This window comes from Nannocystis sp., assembly GCF_016714285.1.
In the GTDB taxonomy this organism is placed as follows: domain Bacteria; phylum Myxococcota_A; class Polyangia; order Nannocystales; family Nannocystaceae; genus Nannocystis.
Genome location: NZ_JADJNN010000004.1, coordinates 359,957 through 379,036, shown reverse-complemented (window position 1 = coordinate 379,036; position 19,080 = coordinate 359,957). Strand labels below are relative to the sequence as shown.

The 19,080-nt window shown below is 72.2% G+C and carries 16 protein-coding genes; 8 read left to right on the top strand and 8 right to left on the bottom strand.

What is annotated here, in order from left to right:
* Positions 1-15: 15 nt before the first annotated feature.
* The 3 genes from IPJ59_RS12540 to IPJ59_RS12530 all read left to right on the top strand — a co-directional run bounded on the left by IPJ59_RS12540 (position 16) and on the right by IPJ59_RS12530 (position 2,250).
* On the top strand, positions 16-1,092 hold the full coding sequence (locus tag IPJ59_RS12540; RefSeq protein WP_293271795.1) for a mechanosensitive ion channel family protein: 1,077 nt from the start codon (positions 16-18) through the stop codon (positions 1,090-1,092).
* Between the two features lie 13 nt (positions 1,093-1,105).
* Positions 1,106-1,627 (top strand): YceI family protein, encoded by a 522-nt coding sequence (locus tag IPJ59_RS12535; protein ID WP_293255520.1) that lies wholly within the window; start codon positions 1,106-1,108, stop codon positions 1,625-1,627.
* A gap of 107 nt (positions 1,628-1,734) precedes the next feature.
* Positions 1,735-2,250, top strand: a complete 516-nt coding sequence (locus tag IPJ59_RS12530) for an MYXO-CTERM sorting domain-containing protein (protein ID WP_293271793.1) — start codon at positions 1,735-1,737, stop codon at positions 2,248-2,250.
* Between the two features lie 2 nt (positions 2,251-2,252).
* Here IPJ59_RS12530 and IPJ59_RS12525 read toward each other — a convergent pair whose 3' ends face one another.
* Together IPJ59_RS12525 and IPJ59_RS12520 are read right to left on the bottom strand one after the other, a co-directional pair.
* Positions 2,253-3,833, bottom strand: a complete 1,581-nt coding sequence (locus IPJ59_RS12525) for a flavin monoamine oxidase family protein (RefSeq protein WP_293271791.1) — start codon at positions 3,831-3,833, stop codon at positions 2,253-2,255.
* 90 nt (positions 3,834-3,923) lie between these two features.
* On the bottom strand, positions 3,924-5,543 hold the full coding sequence (locus IPJ59_RS12520; protein WP_293271789.1) for a GMC family oxidoreductase: 1,620 nt from the start codon (positions 5,541-5,543) through the stop codon (positions 3,924-3,926).
* A gap of 48 nt (positions 5,544-5,591) precedes the next feature.
* Between IPJ59_RS12520 and IPJ59_RS12515 the strand changes: the two genes are divergently transcribed.
* Positions 5,592-6,086, top strand: coding sequence for a hypothetical protein (locus IPJ59_RS12515; protein WP_293271787.1), 495 nt, complete (start codon positions 5,592-5,594; stop codon positions 6,084-6,086).
* Positions 6,087-6,098: 12 nt separating this feature from the next.
* Here IPJ59_RS12515 and IPJ59_RS12510 read toward each other — a convergent pair whose 3' ends face one another.
* The 5 genes from IPJ59_RS12510 to IPJ59_RS12490 form a co-directional block, all read right to left on the bottom strand.
* The gene (locus IPJ59_RS12510; RefSeq protein ID WP_293271785.1) at positions 6,099-7,013 is read right to left on the bottom strand and encodes a HEAT repeat domain-containing protein; all 915 of its coding nucleotides are present in this window, start codon (positions 7,011-7,013) and stop codon (positions 6,099-6,101) included.
* A gap of 58 nt (positions 7,014-7,071) precedes the next feature.
* Complete coding sequence (locus IPJ59_RS12505) at positions 7,072-10,401, bottom strand: DUF2949 domain-containing protein (protein ID WP_293271783.1); 3,330 nt, start codon at positions 10,399-10,401, stop codon at positions 7,072-7,074.
* A complete protein-coding gene (locus tag IPJ59_RS12500) occupies positions 10,398-10,979 on the bottom strand; it encodes an RDD family protein (RefSeq protein ID WP_293255541.1) in 582 nt (193 codons plus the stop codon). The genes IPJ59_RS12505 and IPJ59_RS12500 overlap by 4 nt, the downstream gene beginning before the upstream one ends.
* Positions 10,980-11,062: 83 nt before the next feature.
* Complete coding sequence (locus IPJ59_RS12495; RefSeq protein ID WP_293271781.1) at positions 11,063-11,761, bottom strand: RsmE family RNA methyltransferase; 699 nt, start codon at positions 11,759-11,761, stop codon at positions 11,063-11,065.
* Entirely contained in the window at positions 11,758-12,687 is a 930-nt protein-coding gene (locus IPJ59_RS12490; protein WP_293271779.1) for a 50S ribosomal protein L11 methyltransferase, read from the bottom strand. Before IPJ59_RS12490 ends, IPJ59_RS12495 begins: the two co-directional genes overlap by 4 nt.
* Positions 12,688-13,059: 372 nt before the next feature.
* Here IPJ59_RS12490 and IPJ59_RS12485 point away from each other — a divergent pair, with 372 nt between their 5' ends.
* On the top strand, positions 13,060-13,284 hold the full coding sequence (locus IPJ59_RS12485) for a hypothetical protein (protein ID WP_366524582.1): 225 nt from the start codon (positions 13,060-13,062) through the stop codon (positions 13,282-13,284).
* 96 nt (positions 13,285-13,380) lie between these two features.
* Here IPJ59_RS12485 and IPJ59_RS12480 read toward each other — a convergent pair whose 3' ends face one another.
* Positions 13,381-13,947: a hypothetical protein gene (locus tag IPJ59_RS12480; protein WP_293271777.1), complete on the bottom strand. Its 567-nt coding sequence runs from the start codon at positions 13,945-13,947 to the stop codon at positions 13,381-13,383.
* A 125-nt stretch (positions 13,948-14,072) separates the two neighbouring features.
* Here IPJ59_RS12480 and IPJ59_RS12475 point away from each other — a divergent pair, with 125 nt between their 5' ends.
* The 3 genes from IPJ59_RS12475 (at position 14,073) to IPJ59_RS12465 (ending at position 19,078) form a co-directional block, all read left to right on the top strand.
* Entirely contained in the window at positions 14,073-16,634 is a 2,562-nt protein-coding gene (locus IPJ59_RS12475) for an FHA domain-containing protein (RefSeq protein WP_293255556.1), read from the top strand.
* Positions 16,635-16,710: 76 nt separating this feature from the next.
* Positions 16,711-17,175, top strand: coding sequence for a CBS domain-containing protein (locus IPJ59_RS12470; RefSeq protein WP_293255559.1), 465 nt, complete (start codon positions 16,711-16,713; stop codon positions 17,173-17,175).
* Between the two features lie 307 nt (positions 17,176-17,482).
* Positions 17,483-19,078, top strand: a complete 1,596-nt coding sequence (locus tag IPJ59_RS12465; protein ID WP_293271775.1) for a 7TM domain-containing protein — start codon at positions 17,483-17,485, stop codon at positions 19,076-19,078.
* Positions 19,079-19,080 lie beyond the last annotated feature (2 nt).

Here is a 19,080-nt window from a genome sequence, read left to right as displayed (position 1 = left end):
TCAGAGGCGCGGGCCATGGGCGACATCCCGTTCCTCAACGACCTCTACATGGCGATCGCGCGGGCGCTGCCGCGGGCGCTGCGGGGCTACCTCGATCCGGCGCTGGTGCTGATCGCGGCGGCGGTGATCGGGGTGGTGGCTCGCTTCACGCTGTTTCGCTGGCTCAAGCGGCTGACGGCGTCGACCACGCGGCCCTACGACGACATCATCCTCGCCGGGCTCATGGGGCGGGTGGTCGCGTGGACGATCCTCGGCACGCTGTATGTGCAGATCGAGGAGCTGCCGTGGCGGCCGCGGATGATCGCGTGGGCGCAGGACATCGTCGCGGCGATGCTGGTGGTGTCGGTGACGCTGGTGCTGATGCGCATGGTGTCGGCGCTGGTGCACGCGTACGGGCAGACGCGGGCCGCCGGGGTCGGCGGGACCACGCTGGTGCGTTATATCGCGACGGTGCTGCTGCTGTTCATCGGCGTGGCATCGGTGCTGGCGCTGTTCGGTGTTTCGGTGGTGCCTGCGATCACGGCGCTCGGGATCGGCGGCCTGGCGGTCGCGCTGGCGTTCCAGGACACGCTGGCCAACGTGTTCTCGGGGCTGAACCTGACGCTGTCGCGGCAGATCCGGGTCGGCGACTATGTCGAGCTCGACACCGGCAAGTTCGAGGGCTTCGTGGTCGACATCGGCTGGCGGGCGACGGCGTTGCGCTCGTTGACGGGTTTGCGGGTGTTCATCCCCAACAAGAAGCTGGCCGAGACGGTGATGATCAACTACACGCGCGATCCGGGGATGTCGGTCGAGCTCGCGTTTCGCACGAACTTCGACGTCGACCCGGAGCGGGTCGAGGCGGTGGTGCTCGACGAGGTGGTCCAGGCGGCGGCGGTGTTGCCGGGGATCCGCGGCGACGCGCCGGCGGTGGTCCGCTTCCGTGAGTTCGGCGACTGGGGCCTCGAGTGGAAGGCCTTCGTGGAGATCCTCAATTTTCAGGACCGCTTCTTCCTCCGCCATGCGCTGATGAAGCGGTTACATCGGCGCCTGCACGCCGAGCAGATCGCGGTGCCGATGGCCGGCGTCGCCTCGCTGACCCCCCGTTCGTGATGGGAGAGCCGACATGACAGCGCCGCCGACGATCCACGTGTTCACCTACAAGGACGGGCTGCTCGCCCGCCTGGCCCACGACCTGCGTCTGTCGCTGCACCGCTTCGAGGTGGTGCGCGCAGGGGACCGGATCACGGGGCGCTTCTGGCCCGCGTCGCTGGTGGTCGACGGGGTGGTCGAGCGCAGCGGGCAGGTCGACACGCGGGCGCTGTCGGAGGGCGACCGGGACAAGATCAAGGCCAACATCGCCGACAAGGTGCTGCTGCTGGACCGCTTCCCGGAGTTCGGCTTCGTCGGGTCGATCGGGGCGGGCGGGGCGGTGGTCGAGGGCAGCCTGACGATGGTGGGCCAGGCGGTGGCGCTGAACGTGCCGATCGAGGCGGCCGACGGGCGCCTGCGGGCCAGCGTGTCGCTGACGCCGAGCCGCTGGGGGATCGCGCCGTACCGGGCGCTGGCGGGGGCGATCAAGCTGCAGGACCGGGTGCTGGTGCGGCTCGACTTCCCGGCCGATGTGCAGCGGTGGGTGGTCGGCTGAGCGCGATCGCGGGCGCGTTGTCGCGTAGGGCGAACATGCGTGCGGGGCTGCGCGCGCTGGTCTCGGCGGGGGCGCTGTGAGGGCGGGAGATCTGGTATGGATCGAGGATGCGAGCCCGCTTTTTGTTGCTGTCTCTCGGGACAGGTCTTGTCCTGATCGCCACGCCTGCCCGCGCCGACATCCCGCCCGATCCTGACTCGGCGGACGCTCACTGCACGCAGGCGGAGCAGTGCAGCGCGGGGGTGTTCTGCGACTACGCGTGGCGGCCCGGGGCGAAGGACGGCGAGGCGGAGAAGGTCGGCGAGGGCTGTCGCAGCGAGGCGGAGGCGAAGGGGCTCGAGCTGCGCTGCCGCAACGGCGGAAACTACAGCGGGCAGAACCTGTACTGCCCGAAGGGGGCGACTGGGACGTGGTCCGCGGGTGGGGGGACGCCGACGCCGACGCCGACGCCGACGCCAGAGCCGGTGAAGCCGGTGACGCCGGAGCCGGTGAAGTCGGAGCCGGTGAAGCCGGGGCCGGTGCAGTCGGAGCCGGTGAAGTCGGGCGGGTGTTCGCTGCACGCGGAGGCGAGTCCGGCGTGGTTGCTGCTCGGCTTGTTCGGGCTGTTGCGGCGCCGTCGTTGAGTTCAGCGCGGGTCGAGGGTGGCCTCGGTACCGCGCAGGCTACGGGCGAGGTCGGCGAGCCAGCGCGCAGGTAGGCTGGCGGTGGCGAGGGCGCGCCAGCCGAGCGCCTTCAGCCGGCGCGCGCGTGCGGCGGGGCGCGGGGGCGTGAGCGGCTGCAAGGCGCCGCCTGCGAGGGCCCTGGCGACGCGCTCTCCGACCTGTTCGCCCGAGGCGAGGGCGCCCTCGACGTAGCCGGTGAACTCGCGGGCGTACTCGGAGGCCGCGAAGTGGACGCGGCCCTGCGGGCCCTCGGGGGCGTCGAAGACGTCGCGCAGCGTGCTGAGCACGCCGGGGCCGAGGCAGGTGTTGGGGCCGCCGCGGACGAAGGGCTGGTCGCGCCAGTCCCAGATCTCGACCTGGATCGGGTCGGCGGCCCGCGGGTCGCCGCAGACCTCGACGGCGGCGGCGAGCACAGCGGCGCGACGGGCCGCGGGGTCGTGACCGGCGGCGTCGAGCAGGCGGTCGCTGACGAAGCCCGAGAGGGTGAACTGGTGACCTTCTGGGTGCGAGGTGTCGAGGAACCACTCGAGGCGGGTGGCCGCGGCGCCGGCGGAGTAGACGTTGAAGTGCTCGCCGAGGGAGTCGCGCCACCACGGCTCCTGGTAGCGCAGCACGACCTTGGCGGAGTGGCCGACCGGCTGCGCGTGGAGGCGGAGGCGCTCGGGGCGAAGGTCGGGGGTGAAGGCGATGCGGCCGGCAGCGGCGGGGGTGGTTGCGACGATGACGTGGTGGGCGAGCAGCGGCTGCGCTTCACCGATGTCGACGCGGACGAGCTCGGTGGCGTGGTCGATGCTGCGGACGGGGGTGGCGCAGCGGGGGGTGGTGCGCAGCTCGGCGGCGTGGCGCAGCAGCAGGCCCTGCATGCCGATTGTCAGGGCGAACTCCTGGGGGCCGCCGATGAAGTCGTTGGCGACCTTGAGGAAGCCGCCATTGCTGGCGGTGTACCACAGCCAGTAGAGCAGGGAGATCTGGTCGGGCCAGACGCTGAGGATGTTGAGGACGCCGAGTGTCCACATCTCGTGGATCCACCGCGGCAAGCGCTGGGCGGTGATCCAGTCGGCGACCGTGAGGCCGTCGAGGGCGGCGGCGCCGGGCGTGGCCCAGGGGGCCTGGACGTCGACGCGAGCCTCGAGCTCGAGGTAGCGCAGCAGGGACTCGAAGATGCGGACGCGGTGCTCCCAGCCGACGCGCTTCGACAGGCCCTGAATGTCGAGGTAGCTGTCGCTGCGCCGCACGGCTCGCCACTGTCCCTCGAGCCAGGTGCGGCTGGCCGGGTCGGCGCCGTAGCAGGGCAGGTGGCTGTACACGGTGTCGGGGGCGAGGCGCCCGGCGAGCGCGCCGACACGGCGGTGGTCGGCGCCGAAGTAGTGGGCGCCGAGGTCGAGCGCGCAGCGCTCACCGCAGGCGACCGAGCGGGCGCGCCCGCCGAGCTCGGGCGCGGCCTCCAGCACGAGGACGCGGGCGTGGGGTCGCAGCTGCTCGAGGGTCCACGCGGCTCGCACACCCGCGTAGCCGCCGCCGATAACAATGGTGTCCCAGATCATGGCTGGAGAGCGACGCGCGGGCCTTCTTCGATCACGCGGGAGGGTGTGCGCTGACCTTCGTGCGGGGGGCAATTGATCGCGTCGCGAGGATCACGGGGCGGCGGCCTCGCGGAGGAAGTCGGCGACGCGGTGGCCGATCATCATGCTCGGGGCGTTGAGGGCGGAGACGGGGACGACGGGCATGATCGAGGCGTCGGCGACGCGCAGGCCGGTCACGCCGCGCACGCGCAGCTGGGCGTCGACGACCGCGTCGGCGCCGCGGCCCATCGCGCAGGTGCCGGCGTAGTGGTAGGTGGTCATCGCCATGCTGCGGATGAAGGCGTCGGTGGCGGCCCGGCTGCTGGTCCAGCGCCCGGGCAGGAGCTCGCGGTTGCCGTAGTCCTTGAGCGGATCGGCGTCGGCGATCCGGCGGGCCCGCTCGACGCCGGCGATCATGGTGTCCATGTCCTCCGGGTCGGCGAAGTAGGCCGGGTCGACGATCGGGTGGTCGCTTGCGCGGGCGGAGGCGAGGCGGACGCTGCCGCGGCTGCGCGGCTTGCCGAGGATGACGACGAGGCCGTAGAGGCGGCGGACGATCGATCGTACGAAGCCGGGCTTGAAGGCCAGCGAGACGCCGGCGCGGACGATCCGCGGCAGGCGGGTGCGGTGGTAGAGCGCGGGCGGGACCATGAGCGCGGGGAGCATGCGCATGAAGGCCTCGCGGAAGCTCGAGCGCGCGGGGTAGACGACGTAGCAAGTGTCGGCCTGGTCGGGCGGGAGCTCGCTGGCCCGGTTGGCGCGGTGAAAGCCGTAGACCTGGGGGTAGAAGCAATCCACGTCGCGGCGGGCGAGGTGGAAGAGGGTCACGTTGGGGTGGTCCTGGAAGTTGGCGCCGACGCCGGGGAGGTCGAACACGGGCGGGACGCCGTGGGCGACGAGCTGGGCGCGGGGGCCGACGCCGGAGAGCATGAGCAGCTTGGGTGACTCGAGCGCGCCGGCGCAGAGGACGGCCTCGCGGCGGACGCGGGCGGTGTGGCGGGCGCCCTCGTGGATGAACTCGACGCCGGTGAGGCGGCGGCGGTCGTCGAACACGAGGCGCTGGACGGCGGCGCCGGTGAGGACGACGAGGTTCGGGCGATCGAGGTGGGGCTTGATGAAGCCGACGTAGGCGTTGCGGCGCTCGTCGTCGCGGTAGTTCATCCACTCGTAGCCGAGGCCGCCGAGGAAGTCGCCGTCGTTGAGGTCGTGCTGGCGATGGAAGCCGGCGTGTTCGGCGGCCGTGATCGCGGCCTCGGTGAACTCGGTGGGCGGCCGGCGGTGGACGTCGAGGGTGCGCTCGATCGCCGTGAAGGCGGGCTCGACGGCGGACCACGACCACGTGGGCTCATCCCAGGCGCGGAAGTCGGCCGCCGATCCGCGGAGGTACACCATCGCGTTGATCGAGCCGCTGCCGCCCATGCCGCGGCCCGAGCCCATGAACAGCGGGCGGCCGCGACAGCCGGGCTGCGGCACCGAGAAGCGCTCGAACATCAGGGCGTCGTTGATGAAGGCGTCCTTGTAGCCGTCGGCGCGCAGGGTCTCGGGGTGTTGTTCGGCGCGGTCGCCGAGCTCGAGCAGGAGCACGCGCGCCTGGGGGTCGGCGGAGAGCTGGCCGGCGGCGACGCAGCCGGATGAGCCGCCGCCGATGATGACGTAGTCGAACTCGAAGTTGCCGGCGCGGGCCTGGGTCATGGCGGGCGCGGACTTTATCACGGGCGCTCGCTCGGGCATGCTGCGGGGGTGCTGGAGATCGTGACGAGGGCGCTGATCCTCGGGGTGCATGTGCTCGGCGGGGGCGTGTGGATCGGGGCGATGGCCTTCAGCGTGTTCGTGCTGCACCCGCGGGCGGAGCGGTTCTTCGCGGGCAGCAGCACCTTCGAGGATCTGCTGTTCACGGTGGTCCACGGGGCGCGCTGGAAGGTCGTCGCGGGGATCGTGGGGATCGTGGCGAGCGGGGTGGCGCTGGCGCTCGCGGGCAGCGGGTCTGGCTTGGGGCCTGGCGTGGGGCCGGTGTGGACGGCGATCGTGGCGGCCAAGGTGGCGCTGCTGGTCTGCTCGCTGGCGCTGTTCTTCTACGTGTCGTGGGTGCTGTGGCCGCGGCGTGTGTTCGCCAGCCCGGCGGAGCTGCCGGGGCTGCGCCGGCGCTTTCGCGTGGTCGGGGTGGTGATGATCGCGTGTAACACGATCAACATGGGGCTCGGGATCCTCGCGCACTCGCTGCGCGCGGCGGGCTAGCGCCGGTGTCGATCACGACGATGCGAGCTCGGCGGCGTGGGCCTCCCACCAGGCCGTCCATTGCAGCAGCACGTACTTGGCGGTCGGCTTCTCGCCGTCCGGTGGGGGCGCGATGCGGTGGCCGGTGATGCGGACCAGCTCGTCGGCGGCCCAGCGGCGCACGGCGGTGTCGCGGTGGCGGAGGGCGTCGAGGACCCACTCGATGCGGGTCTGCTCGCCGTGTTCGGCGTACCACGACTTCCACTTGGCGGGCCGGTAGCCGTGGTGTTTGGCGGTGATCGAGCACAGCGACTCGAGGGCGGTCTCGCGGAGCTGCTTGTCGCGGACCGACAGGAGGTCGATCAGCACGGGCACGGCCCGGGTGTCGCGCAGGGTGCCGGCGGCCTCGGTGGCGAGCAGGGCCCGGTCGCGGTCGCGGGCCTTGAGTTCGGCGCGGACGATCTCGGTGGCCGGGGCGAAGCCGGGGGAGCGGCTGTACGACTCGAGCACGCGGGTGGCGATGAGGCGGACGTCGGGGTCGGGATCGAAGGCGTGGGCGGCGAGCGGGGGCAGGCAGCGGGGGTCGCGGAGGTCCTGGAACAGGAACGCGGCGTAGAAGCGGATCTGCGGGCGGGGGTGGTCGATGAGCTCGAGGATGAAGGGGGTGATCGCCGCGCCGATCTCGACGCAGGCGCGCAGCAGCGGGCCGTGGGCGCTGGGCGGCGGGAAGGAGCGCACGTCGCTGTGGCTGCCGGGGTCGATCGGGCCGGGGAAGCGGGCGGCGAGGCGGGCGAGGCCCTCGATGTCGAAGGCCCGCAGGCGGGCCAGCGCGCTGGGGTCGTCGGGCGTCTGCAGGTACGCTTCGATCGCGGCGTCGACGTCGGCGCCGGGCAGCGGCGCGGTCTTCCGCTGGCTCGCGGGGACCGGGGTCGCGGGTTCCGGGGCCATCGCGGCGGTCGGCTCGCTGGCGGGGGCGGGCGAGGGAGTGGCCGAGGGGGCGGTGACCTCACTGGCTGTCTCTGGGGACAGGTCGCTGGGGGCGCGGCGACTTCGGCGGTCCCGGGGACAGGTCGCTCGGGGCGGCGGCGGGGGTTGATGCGGTGGGCTCGGCTGTCTCTGGGGACAGGTCGCTGGGGGTCGCGGCTGGGCCCCCGGCGGTGGGCTCGGCTGTCTCTGGGGACAGGTCGCTGGGGGTCGCGGCTGGGCCCCCGGCGGCGGGCTCGGCTGTCTCTGGGGACAGGTCGCTGGGGGTCGCGGCTGGGCCCCTGGTGGCGGGCTCGGATGTCTCTGGGGACAGGTCGCTGGGGGTCGCGGTGGTTTGGGATGTCTCTGGGGACAGGTCGCTGGGGGTCGCGGTGGTTTGGGCTGTCTCTGGGGACAGGTTGCTGGGGGTTGTGGCGACCGGTGGGCCGCGCTGGGCGTCGGCATCGGCGCCCGGCGTGAGGCCGGCGGGTTCGCTGCTGCGGGCCTCGGAGCGGACCAACCGCGGCATGTTGAGCGTGATCTCGTCGGCGCGTGGGGGGACCGGGTGGAGGCCGGTCTTGCTGCCGCGGCGCTTGGCCCCGGGGAGCGGTGCGGGGGCGATCAGTGAGGTCGGGATCGAGAGGGTGGTAGGCGGGTTGGTGGGGGCGTCGGGGCGGCGCAGGTCGGTCGGCACGACGTGGCCGGGCTCGTTGCCGATGCGTGCGCGCTCACCCTTCTTGCCGGCGATCCGGCGCGCGCCTGGCGGGGCGACCAGGTTCGGCACGTGCAGCACGCTCACGGGGGCCGGCGCGGTGGCGATCGGGGTGGCGATCGGGGCATCCGTGGGGGCAGGTGCGGTGGGGCTGTCCGAGGGTACAGGTGCGGTGGGGCTGTCCGAGGGGACAGGTGCGGCGATCGGTGCATCCGCGGCGACCGGTGGCGCGGTGGTTTCTGTGGCGGCGGGCGTGCTGGCGATCGCGGCGGCGGTGGTCGGGTCCGAGGGGTGTTCGCTGCGGGTGATGGAGCTGTCCTCGGGGACAGGCGTCAGCGCGCTCTGGCTGGGATCGCGGGTGGGGTTCGGGCCCGAGTCGCGGCGGATCGGGTTGACGAGGGCGATGACCTGGCGCTTGCTGGCGCGGCCCGAGCGTTCGCGCGGCTCGGGCTCCAGGCGCGGGCGGTCGCCGACTGGCGGCAGGGTCGGCTCGGGCTCGCGGGGTGTCGCGGCGGTGGTGGCCTCGCTGGTGGGGTGCTTCGCATCGGCGGCAACAGCGGGGCCGGTGCCGACGCGGACGAGGCCGCTGTCGACGACGACGCCGGCCGAGCGCGAGCCGGCGAGGCCCATCAGGCGGAGCAGGGCCTCGAGGCTGCCGCGGGCGAGGTCGCAGAGCTGGCGCGCGGCGTTGTGGTCGGCGACGTCGAACAGGCCGCCGTCGCGGTCGATGTACAACATGAGCACGCCGCGGTCCTGGGCGTAGACGGGCTCGAACAGGCAGGGGATGCCGAGCGGGCGGCCGACGGCGGCGGCGAGCTTGGGCTCGGTGAGCAGCTTGAGGCGGATCTGGCCGAGGACGGCGCGCTCGAGCAGGCTGGCCTCGGGGACCGGGATGACCACGTTGGTCGCCAGCTGCAGGGCGCTGCCGGGGGCCGCGAGGGCGCGCAGGCCCTCGCGCTTGACGCCGAAGAGGGCGACGCGCGGGGCGATCTGGATCGCGGCCTGGACGATCGCCTCGGTGATGCGGTCGCGCTCGCGGGCCTGCGCGAGGGTGGCGAGGGCCGGGGCCATGCGCTCGGCGAGGCGCTCGGCGCGGCCCGGATCGTGGGCGATCGGTGCGCTCAGCGAGGTGCCGGGGTCGGTGTCGCGGGCGTGGGTCTGGCTGTCCGAAGGGCCAGGTGACGCGGCGAGCGGGCCGCGGGTCTCCCACGCGGCCGGGAGCGGGCGCGTGTCGGCGAGGCGGCCGCGCGGGTCCGCAGGCGTCGGCGCGACAGCTGCGGGGCTGGGGCCGGAGCCGCGGGCGGAGGAGGGGCCGCCAGGCGCGGTGGGGCTCGGCGCGACAGCTGCGGGGCTGGGGCCGGAGCCGCGGGCGGAGGAGGGGCCGCCAGGCGCGGTGATGCGGCTGTCCGGAGGGACAGGTGTTGCGGAGGCGGGGCTGTTGATGCGGCTGTCCGGAGGGACAGGTGTGGCGGAGGCGGGGCCAGCGGGCGTGGTTGTGCGGCTGTCCGGAGGGACAGGTGTTGCGGTGGCGGGGCCAGCGGGCGTGGTTGTGCGGGTGTCCGAAGGGACAGGTGTGGCGGGGCCAGCGGGGGTGGCAGCGCGGGTGTCCGAAGGGACAGGTGTCGCGCGGCGTTCGCTGGGCGGGAGCGCGGCGCGGGCGTCGGCGCTGCGGCGACTGGACTGGGCGCCGACGCTGCGGAGGTCGGGGAAGCTGCCGGAGTTGGAGATCGGGAAGCTGCCGGAGTCGTGGGCGGCGGCGAAGCTGCCCGAGCTGGCGGCGTTGAAGGCCGCGCTGATCGGGTAGCTGCCGGAGCTGCTGGGGTCGTCGGTGGCGGCGGGGCGAATGATCGTGGCGCTCAGGCTCTCGGCGGCGTCCGCCGGGGCGACCGGCAATACGACGGTGGCGGCGGCGCTGTCGGCCGGGGGCTCGCGGAAGGAGTTCTCGAGGTCGGGGAGCGGGGCGCGGGGCGCCGCGTCGACGGGTCGGCGGGCGCTCGTGTCGGCGAGCGGACGACGAGCGGTGGTCTCTTGCGGGGCGCGTGCGCGGGGGTCCTGGAGCGGGGCCTGCGAAGCCGGGCCCTGGGGTGCGGGCGCGCGTGCGGGTGTGGGCGGGTCGGGGAGCGGCGCCGCGGACTGGGAGCCGGCGATCTGCGGGACGCCCAGCGGGATGTCGCGGGTGTCGCGGGCCTCGAGGGCCTCTAGCATGTCGAGCAGGAGCATCGCGTGGCGCGGGGCGACGATGCCTCCGCTGCGCTCGGCGGCCAGCTTGGCGAGGCAGCACTCGGGGGCGACCATCGGCATGAAGCCGCGGATCTGGCGGTAGAGCTGGCCGAGGCGGGCGTCGGGGAGGTCGGGGTGGACGGCGACCAGGACGTGGCCGTCCTCGAGGGCGAGGGGCATGGCCCAGCCGATGTCGACGAGGGCCCTGGGCACCAGCGACCATGGACGCGTCGGGCCCGTCTCGAGCAGGCGCGCGGGCACCGTGGGCAGGCCGCAGGCCTTGCTGAGGTGCGCGTCGAGCTGGGCGGCGGTGAGCAGGCCGAGCTCGAGCAGGGCGGTGTCGAGGCTGCCGCCCTGAGCTTGTTGGTGACGCGCCGCGACCTCGAGGTCGGCGGCGCTGAGGATGGCGTTGGACTCGAGGTAGCTGCGCAGGAGGCTCAAGTTTCCCTCACGACGTAGGTGCCGGTCAGGTAATCGTGGAACGCCCGCTTCTCGCGGTCGAAGGCCATCCATAGCGATCCGAGTCCGCCGGGCGCGAGGCCGAGGGCGGTGCCTGCGAGTCGGAGCATCGCGCGCCAAGGCCCGGGGGGGCCACCGGCACGGTTGATGACGCGGATGCCGACCAGCTTCTGTCCGGGTGTCCGACCCGACAGGGCGATGAAGAGGATGAAGTAGAGGGCGGCCATGCCGAGCAGCGGGGCGGCCCAGAGCAGGATGTCGATCGGATCGACGGCGAGGAATTGCAGGACGCCGTCGAGGCTGAGGCCGCCGCGCAGCGGGCCCGGGTTATCGGTGACGCGGAGCAGGATGTAGAAGAGGGGGCCGGCGGTGACGAGGAGGACCAGAGTGTCGAGGAGGGCGGCGATCGATCGCCGCCAGAAGCCGGCGACGCGGACGGGCACGAGCGACTGGCCGCAGGCCGGGCAGCGCGGCTGCGGCTGGGCGATGACGGCGGCGTCGAGCGGCGCGTCACAGGCGGGGCAGGGCCCCGGCACGCCCTTCTTGGAGCCGAAGATCATGGGGCTCGCACAGTAACACGGCGATCCTCGCGGCGTGCCTGGGTGGCCGCTTCAAGATCGGTGCAGATGCGACGGTCGAGCGGTCAGCGAGGCGCTGACGCGAACATCAGGCGCGCGAGGCCGACCAGGGCGGCGGTGCCGGTGCGCAGGGTGTGAGGGCCGAGGCCGAGAGGGTGCAGGCCGGCGGTGGTGAGCGCGTCGGCCTCGTCGGGGGTGAGGCCGCCCTCGGGGCCGATGAGCAGGCGGGCGCCGTGGCTCAGCGCGAGATCGTCCGCGAGGCCGCGGCGCTGCTCCCAGGCGAAGAATCCGGGCAGCTCCGGGCGCAGCTGCGGGACCGCGATGAGCTCGTGCTCACCGAGGAAGATCGGGGCGCAGGGGCGGCCGCACTGGCGCTGGGCGGCTCGCACGACGCGCTCGAGGCGGGCGGCGCCGGGCGGGCCGGACTGGCTGCGGGCGCAGCGGACCCAGGCGATCGCGGCGACGCCGATCTCGATGACGCCGGGCAGCAGCTCGAGCACGGCGGCGGGGTCGGGGAGGCCGAGCAGGAGGACGAGCTCGCGCGCGGGCGCGGGGACGTCGCGGCGCTCGAGCAGATCGACCTCGCTGCGGCGGGCGTCACCGCTGCGAACCTGGGCGCGCCAGAGGTCGCCGTGATCGTCGATGAGCTCGAGCGCGGCGCCGTCGGGTGCGCGACGGACCCGGCGAAGATAGTGGCTCTCGTCGGGGCCGAGCACCGCGGGCTCGCCCGCGGGTGGCCGCGGGGCGAACACGCGGAGGCTCACGCGGGATCTCCCGCGCGCAGCTGCAGGGCGCACCATTCGTTCAGATCGGCGCGCAGGTGCAGGTGCAGGCCGACGGCCGCGTAGGCGGTGAGGACTTCGTCGGCCTCGTCGCCGAGGATGCCGCTCAGCACGAGCAGGCCGGCGGGAGCGAGGAGGGCGGCGACCTGATCGGCGATCGGGATGAGCACGGAGGGGCGGATGTTGGCGAGGATGAGGTCGTGGCGGCCAGGCAGCTCGGTGGCGGTGCCGGTGTGGATCTCGAGGCGAGCGCCGAGCTCATTGTGCTCGGCGTTCTCGCGGGTGGTGTCGGTGGCCTCGGGGTCGTTGTCGACGGCGGTGATGCGGGCCGTGGGGAACAGTCGGGCGGCGGCGAGGGCGAGGATGCCGGAGCCGCAGCCGAGGTCGAGGACGCTGGCCGGGGCTGTCCCGACGGACAGGTCGACGAGGGCGTCGACGCACAGGCGGGTCGTCTCGTGTTGACCGGTGCCGAAGGCCCGCCCGGGGTCCAGGACCAGCTCCAGCGCGGGGTCGCCGGGGCGGCGCGCGAGCCAGCTGGGGCGCAGCAGGAGGGCGCCGTCGCCGAAGATGATCGGCGCGTAGAACTGCTTCCAGGTGTCGCGCCAGTCGTCGTCGTTGCGGACGGTGGGGACCAGGGCGAGGTCGAGGCGGAGGTCGTCGGCGAGGCGGGTGGCGAGCTCGCCGAGGCCCTCGAGCGCGTCGGGGCGGGTGTAGACGACGAGCTCGGGGTGGAGGGTCTGTTGCCCGAGGGTGGACATGTCGCGGGTCTCGACGCCGAGGGCCCGGTCGTCGTCGGCGAGCAGCGCAGCGAGGGCCTCGAGGCGCTCGCCGGCGGCGTTCCAGTCGCCGTCGCCAGCGTCGCGTAGGCGGATCTCCAGGGTGGCCCAGGGTTCGGCGTCGGTGCTCATGCGGCGCGCAGTGTAGCGGCAGGTGGCGCGGACGGGTCGGTCACGCGGGCGCTGCGGTGAGAGGCCCGAACGACGGGCCAAACGACGGGCCAGAACGACGGGCCAAACGACGGGCCAAACGACGGGCCAAACGACGGGCCAAACGACGGGCCAAACGACGGGCCAAACGACGGTCCGAACGACGGTCTGGCGATGGGCGGGTTGTGAACGGGATTACTAAAAGTGCAGCGGGTGTTTGGTGGTGAGCGTGGGCGGGGTCCGGCGTGGCGGAGCGCCAGGGCGAGAATTTGGTCTTTTGTAAATTCGCGCAGGGGTGTATGCGAGGAGGGACGCAGGCGCATCACCCCCAAGCCTGCGGCGGGGAGAGGATCAATGGTGGCGTTTACCGGAGTCAAAGTGTTCTCGGCGACCAAGGCTTGGGAGCGCGAGCAGATCAGTGATCGTATCAACGAGTGGCTGGAGACCAACCCGGGTGTCGACATCGTCGACAAGGTGGTCACCCAGAGCTCGGACAGCGAGTTTCACTGTCTGACGATCACGCTGTTCTACGTGCGGCCCTCGGCCAGCAACCAGCACCACGCCGCCCACGCGGTGTGAGCCCAAGCGCCGGTCGCTGCGAGGCCGCGGTCTGCGGGCTCGCACTGGCCGGTTTTTTTATTGCCGGCTTCAGTATTGGCAGACGCAGGCCGCGGCTCAGGTAGGCGGCACTGGCATGGGCGGCTGCGGCGTGGGCGTGACGGTGGGCGTGGGCGTGACGGTGGGCGTGGGCGTGACGGTGGGCGTGGGCGTGACGGTGGGCGTGGGCGTGGGCTGGGGTGGGCGCTCGATCGTCAGCCGTGACTTGGTGCCGTCGGCGAACTCGCGGGACACGGAGCCGTCGGCGTTGATCACCGTGCGGGTGCCATCCTCCGCGGTGACGACCGTCGAGCCGTCGGCGCGGAACTCGGTGCGCTCGACCGTGAGGGTGGACTTCGAGCCGTCCGGGAAGACGCGCACGCGGCTGCCGTCGGGCATGACGATCGTGCCGTCACGCTTGACCTGCATCTTGCTGCCGTCGGGCTTGATGATCGTGCCGTCGCGCTGCAGCGTCACCTTGGTCCCGTCCGGGGCGGTGAGCACCCGCGTGCCGCGGGACTCGGACTCGGTCTGATAGGTGGCGCCCTTGTCGTTCTTGACCTCGACCTCGTCGAGATCGCAGCCGAGATCGCAGGCGAGTAGCGCCCCGGCCAACATCCGCGTCCATCTCGCATGTGCCGTCATCGGTGCGCCAGCCTATCACAGCCGGTCGCAACCCGCTGGCGGGCCGCAACCGCGCGGGCTCGCGCGAGGCCCCGGCGCCGCGCCGAGCTTCCGCGGCGTCGGACAAACTGGCTAGGATGGCCGCAATGGCGGGCAGCGTCGGCGAGGACACAGTCCTTATCCGGTCCTCGACGACGTACCTGTCGGTCGAGGACCGGGGGCGCAAGATCAGCGACGTGCGGCTCGGGCCGCGCCCGCTGCGGATCGGCCGGCGCCCGGACAACGATGTGGTGGTGGCGGCGCCCGGGGTGGCGCCCTACCACGCGCGCATCGAGCCGGTCGGCAGCGGTCATCGCATCGTCGACCTCGACAACACGACCGGGCTGCTGTTCCGCGGCAACCGGGTGCGCAGCCACGTGTTCGCCGACGGCGATGTGATCCGCATCGGCGACCGGGCGACCGGCAACTTCATCAGCCTAGTCTATCAGGACCTCGGCAAGCGGGCGCAGACGCAGCAGTCGGCGCCGGTGCAGCGGGTCCACCTCGACCGCGAGGTGACGACGATCGGGCGCGAGGCCTGCGACCTGACGCTGCCGAGCCTGCAGGTGTCGCGCATGCACGCGGAGATCCGCCGCGCGGGCAACGGGCACGACGTGGTCGACCTCGGGAGCACCAACGGGACCTTCGTCGGCGGGACGCGGGTGCAACTGCACCGCCTGCGGCCCGGCGACGTGGTCCAGATCGGGCCGTTCAAGCTGACCTACACCGGGCGCTCGCTCGACCAGCTCGACCAGGTGGGGGTGATGCGGATCGACGCGCGCGGGCTGACCCGCGTGAACGCGGCGGGCCGGGTGATCCTCGACCAGGTGTCGCTGGTGATCGAGCCGCGGGAGTTCGTGGCGATCGTGGGGCCCTCGGGCTCGGGCAAGTCGACGTTGATGGGCGCGCTGGCCGGGTACCGCCGGGCCGACCGCGGGGCGCTGCGGGTCAACGGCGACGACTTCTACAAGAACTACGATTGTTACCGCGGGGTGCTCGGGTACGTGCCGCAGGACGACATCCTGCACGCGACGCTACGCGTGGAGGACGCGCTGACCTTCACGGCGAAGCTGCGCCTGCCGGCGGACACGACGGCGGCGGAGATCTCGGCTCGCATCGCGCGGGTGCTCGAGGAGGTCGAGATGAGCGCGCATCGCCAGCAGCGCATCGTCGACCTGTCGGGCGGCGAGCGCAAGCGGGTCTCGATCGCGTCGGAGCTGCTGGCCGACCCGAGCCTGTTCTTTTTGGACGAGCCGACCTCGGGGCTCGACCCGGGGCTGGAGAAGCGGATGATGTACACGCTGCGCTACCTGGCGGACTCGGGCCGCACGGTGGTGCTGGTGACCCACGCGACCGCCAATATCATGCAGTGCGATCTGGTGGCGTTCATGGCGGCGGGGCGGCTGGTCTACTACGGGCCGCCGGCGGCGGCGCTGCAGATGTTCGGGGCGAACAACGACTTCGCCGATATCTATACACGCCTGAACGGACGCGCGAGCGAGGAGTATGTCGGCACCGGCTGCGAGCTGGCGGTGGAGTACGCGGTGTGGCGGCAACACCACCCGAAGGCGAAGGGGCCGCCGACGATGGCCGAGCTGTGGGAGATCCGCTATCGCAGCTCGGAGCACTATCAGACCTATGTGTACGATCGCCAGCAGAGCCGCGGCCGGCGGGCGGACGCGGAGGCGTCGGGGATCGGGGTCGCCTCGATCGCGCCGGGGCAGTACCGCTTCAGCCCGGACGACGCGCCGCCGGCGATCGACGCGCCGCCGCCGACGCCGCCGCCGAGCGCGTCACTGCTGCGTCAGCTCGGGATCCTGACGACCCGCTATATCCGCCTGTTGGCGGCGGACCGGCGCAATCTGATGATCTTGCTGATGCAGGCGCCGATCATCGGCGTGGTCATCTTGCTGGCGGCCCGCGCCAACGCGCTGCAATCTCCGGTGTCGAGCAATGGCCGCCTGGTGCTGTTTCTGCTCAGCGTCATTGGGGTGTGGTTCGGGGTGCTCAACTCGGTGCGCGAGGTGACGAAGGAGGCGAAGATCTATCGCCGCGAGCGCCTGGCGAACCTGCGCATCGGGGCGTACCTCGGCTCGAAGCTGGCGGTGCTGGCGGGGCTCTGCCTGGTCCAGTCCCTGGTGTTGTTGGCGGTGATCGCGGTGCGCGTCGACTTCGCGCCGGCATTCGCGGCGTTGACCCCCGAAGGCTTCGTCGACGTGATCCGGGCGCCGCCGCTGGGCCTGTGGGGGGCGTCGCTGGTGACGGTGTTCTTGACGACGCTCTCGGGGGTGGGCCTGGGGCTGCTGATCTCGACGGCGGTGTCGTCGTCGGACAAGGCGATGAGCGTGGTGCCGCTGGCGCTGATCCCCCAGCTGGTGTTCGCGCTGGCCCTGATGCCGCTGCCGGCCGCGCTGGCGCCGTTGTCGTACGCGACCGGCGCGCGCTGGGGCATGGAGGGGCTCGGGTCGATCGCGCAATTGCTCGAGCCGCGAGACATGACGACCTGCCTGGTGCCGGGGGACGTGTTCAGCTGTGAGGCCTATGCGACGGTGAACTACGACCCGGGATCGGGGCATATCCTGATGGTGTGGGGGGTCCTGCTGGCCTATGTGCTGATCTGCCTGGCCCTGACGGCGTGGTCGCTGCAGCGGATCGATCGCGGGCGCTGAGGCCGCGCGGTCATCGCCGGTGGCGCGCAGAATCAGCGCTTTCGTCGGCGTTCGCAGGGCCCTTAGCGTGGCTGATATGCACCCGGCGCCGACCATCCCGCTCGCTCGCGAGATCATGAATTCCCCGGTGAGCTGTCTCGGTTGTCATGAGCCGATCGAGGCGGCGATCCACACCCTCCTGCGTCGGGGCTTCTCCGGCGCGCCCGTGGTCGACGCGGACGGCAAGCTCTGCGGCGTGGTCTCGGAGCGCGACTGCCTGCGCGTGCTCGCCAGCGCCGCGTTCCATAACCAGCCCGAGGGGACGGTGGAGGCCCACATGACGCGCGAGGTCCTCAGCGTCGAGCCGACGGCCGAGCTGTTTCGCATCATCTCGATCTTCGAGGACAACGCCGTGCGGCGGGTCCCGGTGGTCGAGGACGGTCGCGTCGTCGGCCTGATCACGCGGCGCGACCTGCTGCGCGCGCTCAGCCACATCGGCGAGGCCCGGGTCGCGCACGGACGCGAGCCGCGGGACATCGCCGCCGGGCGCTCGGCGGTGTGAGCTCCGCGGGCTTTGTGTCACGATAGCGATCGACGCCCGCGATTCTTCGGACTCGCGGGCGTTCGAGTTGCTGTCAATGTCCGCGGATCTGGCGGACAGCGCCGACCTCGAGCAGTTGAAACGAGAGAGCCGCGGCTGTGACAGGGCTGTAACATGTCGTCGCACGGCCGTTTGTCGTCGCGGGTTGTAACACCGGCGGGGCAGCGGGCACTGAGGCGAAACCGCTTGGAGCACCGTCATCGGGGGGCCACGCCGCGTTCTGCGGATCGTGGCCCGCCCGCTGGCGCTGCTCACGCCTCGCCTCGCGATGTCGACCTCGAACCACCAACGCCTCCGGCTCCTGACCACCGTCGTCCTGGCGATCCTGATCCTGATCCCGACGGCGGCCTTCATCTACAAGGTGACCGTCCTCGACTATCGGATCGCCAATATCCTGCCCCGGACCGAATACCGGGTCGGGCTGCGGATGACCCTCGACGGCGGCGACGGGCGGGTCCGGGTCGCCACCTACGCGCCCGTCGACGATGTCCGGCAGACGATCCGCGAGGAGAGCCAGACGGCGCCGCAGGCCCTCCACTATTCGATCGAGGCCGAGGGCCTCAACCGCCAGGCGATATGGCTGGGCGCGCCGGTGCCCGACGGGGTCGAGATCCGCTACGAGTTCTCGGCCCTGCTCTCGGCGGTCAGCTTCACGATCGCCCCGGATCTCGAGGTCCCGGAGAGCTACCCCCGGGCGGTCCGCGAATTTCTCCAGCCGACCGAGGATATCCAGGTCGATGCCCCGGAGATCCGTGAACGCCTGCATGCGATCGGGGCCGATCGCGGGCCGCTCGGAGAGCGCGTCCAGCGGATCTACGATGATACCGCCGGGCTCGGGTATCGTACCTTCAAGGGGACGACCGACGCCCTGACCGCGCTGCGCCTCGGTGAGGCGAGCTGCAACGGCAAGAGTCGGCTCCTGGTTGCGCTCGCACGGGCGACGGGGATCCCTGCGCGCCTGGTCGGCGGCCTGGTGCTTCAGGCGGGCAGCAAGCGGACCTCGCACCAGTGGGTCGAGGCTTATGTCGCCGGTCACTGGATCCCCTTCGACCCGACCAATCACCACTACGCCGCGCTGCCGGGTCACTACCTCGCGCTGTACCGCGGCGACGAGGCGCTGTTCCGCCACACCGGCGAGATCAACTTCGACTATTTGTTCACGACCCGCGAGCGCCTGGTGCCCTCGCCGGAGGCGCGGGCGTCGTTCTCGGCGTTCAACGTCTGGGACCTGTTCGCCCGCCTCCGCTTGCCCTTCTCGCTGCTTCAGACGGTGCTGATGCTGCCGATCGGCGCCCTCGTCGTCGTCCTCTTCCGCAATGTGATCGGCGTGCCGACCTTCGGCACCTTCCTGCCCGCCCTCATCGCTGCCTCGGTCGCGGCCACCGGGCTCCTGTGGGGGATGGTCAGCCTGGTGATCGTCACTGTTTCGGTGCTCTTCGCCCGCCTCGGCCTCCAGCGCCTCCAGCTGCTGCACTCGCCGACCCTGGCGATCCTCCTGACCGTGGTCGTGATGTCGATGCTCGGCACCAGCCTGCTCGCGGATTACCTCGCGCTCGAGGAGCTCGCCCGGGTCGCCTATTTCCCGATCGCGGTGATGGCGATCACCTCGGAGCGCCTCTACCTCGTGCTGACCGAGCGCGGGTTTCGCTCGGGGATGATCCACTACGGCGGCACCCTCCTGGTCGTCCTCGCCTGCTACCTGGTGATGAACTCGACGGCGATGCAGGTGCTCGTGAGCGGCTTCCCCGAGGTCCTCTTGCTGGTCATCGCCGCCAACATCTACCTCGGTCGCTGGGTCGGCGTCCGCCTGATCGAGATCTGGCGTTTCCGCCGGCTGTGGCGGGGCGCGGAGGTACGGACATGAAT